General features: G+C 59.8%; 7 protein-coding genes. 3 read left to right on the plus strand and 4 right to left on the minus strand.

Annotated elements, in window-relative coordinates; all coding sequences use genetic code 11:
• The 3 genes from EN939_RS21930 to EN939_RS21940 all read right to left on the minus strand — a co-directional run.
• Positions 1 to 901 (minus strand): sensor histidine kinase (locus EN939_RS21930; protein ID WP_164751136.1); only part of this gene is annotated, 901 nt, incomplete at its 3' end.
• Between the two features lie 178 nt (positions 902 to 1,079).
• Positions 1,080 to 1,247 (minus strand): DUF1328 domain-containing protein, encoded by a 168-nt coding sequence (locus EN939_RS21935; protein WP_013529282.1) that lies wholly within the window; start codon positions 1,245 to 1,247, stop codon positions 1,080 to 1,082.
• Between the two features lie 264 nt (positions 1,248 to 1,511).
• Positions 1,512 to 2,306, minus strand: coding sequence for a response regulator (locus tag EN939_RS21940; RefSeq protein ID WP_023810997.1), 795 nt, complete (start codon positions 2,304 to 2,306; stop codon positions 1,512 to 1,514).
• Positions 2,307 to 2,522: 216 nt separating this feature from the next.
• On the opposite strand from EN939_RS21940, the gene EN939_RS21945 reads away from it, so the two are divergent.
• Positions 2,523 to 2,726 carry a NepR family anti-sigma factor gene (locus EN939_RS21945; protein WP_127269630.1) on the plus strand — a complete coding sequence of 68 codons (204 nt, stop codon included), beginning with the start codon at positions 2,523 to 2,525 and terminating at the stop codon, positions 2,724 to 2,726.
• Between the two features lie 3 nt (positions 2,727 to 2,729).
• Positions 2,730 to 3,281: an RNA polymerase sigma factor gene (locus EN939_RS21950; protein WP_013529285.1), complete on the plus strand. Its 552-nt coding sequence runs from the start codon at positions 2,730 to 2,732 to the stop codon at positions 3,279 to 3,281.
• Positions 3,282 to 3,294: 13 nt separating this feature from the next.
• Here EN939_RS21950 and EN939_RS21955 read toward each other — a convergent pair whose 3' ends face one another.
• Positions 3,295 to 3,606 (minus strand): response regulator, encoded by a 312-nt coding sequence (locus tag EN939_RS21955; protein ID WP_164748877.1) that lies wholly within the window; start codon positions 3,604 to 3,606, stop codon positions 3,295 to 3,297.
• A gap of 207 nt (positions 3,607 to 3,813) precedes the next feature.
• Here EN939_RS21955 and EN939_RS21960 point away from each other — a divergent pair, with 207 nt between their 5' ends.
• Positions 3,814 to 4,575 carry a Crp/Fnr family transcriptional regulator gene (locus EN939_RS21960; RefSeq protein WP_127269632.1) on the plus strand — a complete coding sequence of 254 codons (762 nt, stop codon included), beginning with the start codon at positions 3,814 to 3,816 and terminating at the stop codon, positions 4,573 to 4,575.

The following is a 4,575-nucleotide window of genomic DNA, read 5'->3' on the forward strand; positions in this document are numbered from 1 at the left end:
TCTCGCTACGCCTGACATCACTGGCTCCGATTGCCTCGGCCCATGTCAGCGACAGGGAGGTTCCCGTGTCGGCGGCGGTCAGGTTGGCTGTAACATTGACGAATCCATCGGGCCGCGACAGGGCGCCATAGCTCACCGAATTGACGGCGAGTTCATGCATCGCACGGCCGATATGCAGGGCAGCGTTGGGATTGAGATAGGGGTTGGCCCCCTGAAACCTCAGGCTGCGAACCGGATCGCCGCCGTAGCGGCCCACTTGGCCCGATACGAGTTCGCGAAGTGCGGCGCCCCGCCAGTTGGAAGAGGTCACGAGATCCTGGGACGAAGCCAGCGATTGCAGCCGGCCGCGAAAACGTGTCAGGAAATCGCCGATGCTGTCGGAGTAGCGACCGGTCTGGGTGGCTATGCTCTGGATGATCGCCAGCAGGTTTTTCGAGCGATGGCTCACCTCCCGCAACAGCGTCGTCAGGGTCTGCTCACGGCGCTTCTGCTCGGTCGTCTCGACCATCGTGGTGACGACGCCTTGCACCGTGCCGCCGTCGCCGTGGTCGGCATCGATCCAGACCTCAAACCAGCGGCTGCCATCCTCGACGGGAACGCTGATCTCGAGACGTTGGGGGTTGCCGGATGCAATGACGTCGCGCTTGGCCGCGCCGATGCGGTCGGCCTGCGCCTCCGGCAAAATACCGATGCTGTCGGCGGTGTCCGAAACCCAGGGCGCACGCATGTTGCGCGCCCATACGGTTTTCATCTCGCGATCCTGGTAGAGAACGGAAATGCCGGCATTGTGCAACGCGTGAAGAAGGGCGCGGCCGAGCTGCATGCCGCTTTCGGCAGGATGGAGGGCGATGACTTCATCGCTTTGCACGTCGTCCTTCCTGTTTCCGGTCCTGGAACCCATCGGCCAAACTGTCCACCCAATTCAGGCTGAACGGCTCACCGGTGAATGGGTTCCAAAGAGGTTTCCCGAACCCGCCGCCAAAAAACGGTCCGCCGGACGGCGTCCTTTGAAGGACACCGCCCGGCGGTGGCTGGAAACCGTTTGAGGGGTGCGGCTTCCAGTGTTCGGCCGTCCGTCTTTACGAAGCCCTTTTGAACAGGCCCGCAAGAAGCGAAATGACCAGGAAAGCGAGGAAGATGAAAAACAATATCTGCGCTATGCCGGCAGATGTACCGGCGATGCCGCCGAAACCAAGCGCGCCGGCGATGATCGCAACGACGAGAAATACGAGCGCCCAGTAAAGCATGATGCATCTCCTTCGAATGATGCGATAAAAACGTGGGTGGTTGCGGTTTGTTCCCACCCTTTGCCGAAAAAGACCGAGCTTGCAATTCGTTCGGCAGCCGGACGCGCAGGAAATTCGCCCTCACCGCCCGATGCGTGGATCAGGCGGCCCGAAGTGAAGAATTGAAGAATTGAGTTGATGAATTGACGATTTTGATGATCTGGAGAAATCGGCGAGCGAGGCTATCGCCTTCAATCCTCAATTCCTCCACTCCTCAATTCGCGACTATGCGGCTGCTTTCGCCTGCCGGTCAAAAAACAGTGCCTGGCTGATCAGCGCCTTGACCATGTCGGGATTGAACGGCTTGGTGACCAGGAAGGCTGGTTCCGGTCGTTCACCAGTCAACAGGCGCTCGGGGAAGGCGGTGATGAAGATGACCGGCACCGACGTCGATGACAGGATCTCGTTCACGGCCTCGATGCCGGAACTGCCGTCGGCAAGCTGGATGTCGGCCAGCACCATCTTCGGCCGTGTCTTGCCGAACATCATCACGGCCTCGGCATGGGTGCGCGCCGTTCCAACGACCCGGTGCCCGAGGCTCTCGACCATTTCTTCGATATCCATGGCGATCAGCGGTTCATCCTCGATGATCAGAACGTCGGTTGCCACCTGGCGGGATATCTCGTTGCTCGCCTGGGCAAGCAGCTCTGAAAACTCCTGGTCGCCGACGTCGAGGATCTCAGCCGCTTCGTCCTCGCTGAAGCCTTCGACAGCCACGAGGAGGAAGGCCTGACGGGGCCGCGGCGCGATCGCATTCAGATTGGCGGCGGTGCGCTGTTCCCACGCCGATTGCGCCTGCTCCTGTGGAACGCGGATGGCGACCGATGTGAACAGCTTGGCGAAAACCTTGTACAGCGCGATGCGGTCGCTCGATGCTTCGGGAAATATCTCGATATCGGCGATGATGGCCTCGAGCATCGCGGCTACCAGCGCATCACCACTCTCTTGCGACCCGGAAACAGCCCGCGAGAAGCGGCGCAGGAAGGGCAGATGTGGTGCGATGGTGGCGGATAAGCTCATGGTAAGACGTCTCCCTCAGAATGACGTGAATGCGTAGCAGGTCAAGCTGACTGCAAGCCCTGACGATAACGCGGATTTTTAGAAAAAGTTCCGCCTCGACGGAACAAATACCGGGGAGGGGCGTTTGGGGTCGGGATGGGCAACCAGACGAGGGCGCCGCTTGCGTTGTGTTGAGTATGATAAGAGCGGTTTGAGCGCTGGGAATACAAGGGCAAAATGAAGGATATGACGAAAGATATTCTGGCTGGCGCCGAGAGCAGGCGCCGGAACGGTTCTGGTGATGCTCTTGGGCCGAACTCCGAAATCGGACGCAAACTCAAACAATATTACGACGCGCTGGTCTCCGACGATGTGCCGGATCGCTTTTCCCAGTTGCTTAGCCAGCTGGAACGGGCTGAACCCGCACAGAAGAAGGACTGAGGCATGGCCGCGGTCTCACAAGGCTTCAAGACCGATCTGCTTGGGGCAATCCCAAGTCTGCGCGCGTTCGCCGTGTCGCTGACGCAAAATGCCGACAAAGCCGACGACCTCGTCCAGGAAACGCTCGTCAAGGCCTGGGACAAGCATGAGAGCTTCCAGCCCGGCACCAATCTCAAGGCCTGGCTTTTCACCATCCTGCGCAACGAGTTCTATTCGCAGATGCGCAAGCGCGGGCGCGAAGTGCAGGACAGCGACGGTATCATGACGGCCAGGCTTGCCGTTCATCCGGCCCAGCACGGCCAGCTCGACCTGAAGGATTTTCGCGGCGCCCTGGAGCAATTGCCGGAGGACCAACGCGAAGCCATCATCCTCATCGGCGCATCTGGTTTCTCCTACGAGGAGGCCGCCGAGATCTGCGGTTGCGCGGTGGGAACGATCAAGAGCCGCGTCAGCCGAGCCCGTACGCGCTTGCAGGAGATCCTGAAAATATCAGGCGAGGACGAGTATGGTCCGGACGCAATTTCGGCCCAGGTAACGAGCTCGCCGGCGAGCTGACCGCGATCGTGTCTCAAGCGCGTCCGCAGGCCGCGGCGACCGCTTGCACGAGGTCTTCACCCGAATAGGGTTTGCCAACCAGCCTGACGCCCGGAAACGATGCCTTGATTTCATCGACATCCGAATAGCCCGACGCAAACACGAAAGGTATGCCTGCCGCGCGCAGCCCGGAGGCGAAATCGATGGTTGAGGCGCCGCCCAGCATCAAGTCGACAATGGCTGCATCGAATCGCGTGGCGACCTCGCGGCCATCGACCTCGGTCAGGTCACGGGCGATCACCACCTCATCGGCGCCATGGTCGCGGCAAAGCTGCTCGACGTCCATGGCGATCAGAAATTCGTCCTCCAGGACCAGAATCCGCAATCCGTCGAGCAATGTGGGCACAGGCAAAGACTCCTTGAAACGCCGGAGTCATGATCGCTAATTCGCTTGCTGTCATTTAAAAAAGACATGTGGCAAGCGGGCGGAACCTCAATCCTTGCAACGCGTTGAAACGCGCTCTCCAAGAGCGGCTTTCGAAGGGGGGTCGAAATGTCGGTTCAGAACAATAGCGCTTTCTCCAGCCGCCAATATCCTTGCGAGAACTGCCCATTGCGGCCGTTGCCGATTTTTCGCGATTTCGAAAAACAGGAACTGGCCTTCATCAGCAAATTCAAGAAGGGCGAACTCGCAGTCGAAAAGGGTGGCACGGTGCTGGTGGAGGGAAGCCATAGCGCCCATCTCTACACCGTGCTCTCCGGCTGGGCGTTTCGCTACAAGCTGTTGCTGGACGGCCGCCGCCAGATTCTCAACTATCTCATGCCCGGTGATCTGATTGGCCTGCAAGGCAGTGTGATGGGCGAGATGCAGCATTCCGTGGAGGCACTGTCGCCGATGCTGCTGTGTGTTTTCGAGCGCGAATATCTGCATGAGCTGTACCGCAATCATCCCGGGCTGGCCTATGACATCACCTGGATCGCATCGCGTGAAGAGCGGATGCTGGACGAGAATCTGCTCAGCCTTGGGCGCCGCAGTGCGATCGAGCGCGCTGCCTATCTCATCGCCTTCATCGGCAGCCGCGCCAAGGTTGTCGGACTGAATGGCAACCAATCCGTCCAGATACCGATCACGCAACAGCACATCGCCGATACGCTTGGCCTGTCGCTGGTTCACACCAACAAGACGATCCGCAAGCTGATGGATCGCAAGCTGATCGTCTGGCGCGACGGCGGCTGCGTGGTTTCCGACAATGAAGGGCTCAAGCGGCTCGCCGGCTGGGAAGGGCTGGGTGAAGCGCGCCGGCCATTAATCTAA

The sequence above is a fragment of the Mesorhizobium sp. M7A.F.Ca.CA.002.05.1.1 genome (assembly GCF_003998335.1).
In the GTDB taxonomy this organism is placed as follows: domain Bacteria; phylum Pseudomonadota; class Alphaproteobacteria; order Rhizobiales; family Rhizobiaceae; genus Mesorhizobium.

Excerpts from the sequence above, each read along its gene's own strand:
- EN939_RS21935 (WP_013529282.1), bottom strand. The coding sequence starts at position 1,247 with ATGCTTTACTGGGCGCTCGTATTTCTCGTCGTTGCGATCATCGCCGGC.
- EN939_RS21940 (WP_023810997.1), bottom strand. The coding sequence starts at position 2,306 with ATGAGCTTATCCGCCACCATCGCACCACATCTGCCCTTCCTGCGCCGC.
- EN939_RS21945 (WP_127269630.1), top strand. The coding sequence starts at position 2,523 with ATGAAGGATATGACGAAAGATATTCTGGCTGGCGCCGAGAGCAGGCGC.
- EN939_RS21950 (WP_013529285.1), top strand. The coding sequence starts at position 2,730 with ATGGCCGCGGTCTCACAAGGCTTCAAGACCGATCTGCTTGGGGCAATC.
- EN939_RS21955 (WP_164748877.1), bottom strand. The coding sequence starts at position 3,606 with ATGGACGTCGAGCAGCTTTGCCGCGACCATGGCGCCGATGAGGTGGTG.
- EN939_RS21960 (WP_127269632.1), top strand. The coding sequence starts at position 3,814 with ATGTCGGTTCAGAACAATAGCGCTTTCTCCAGCCGCCAATATCCTTGC.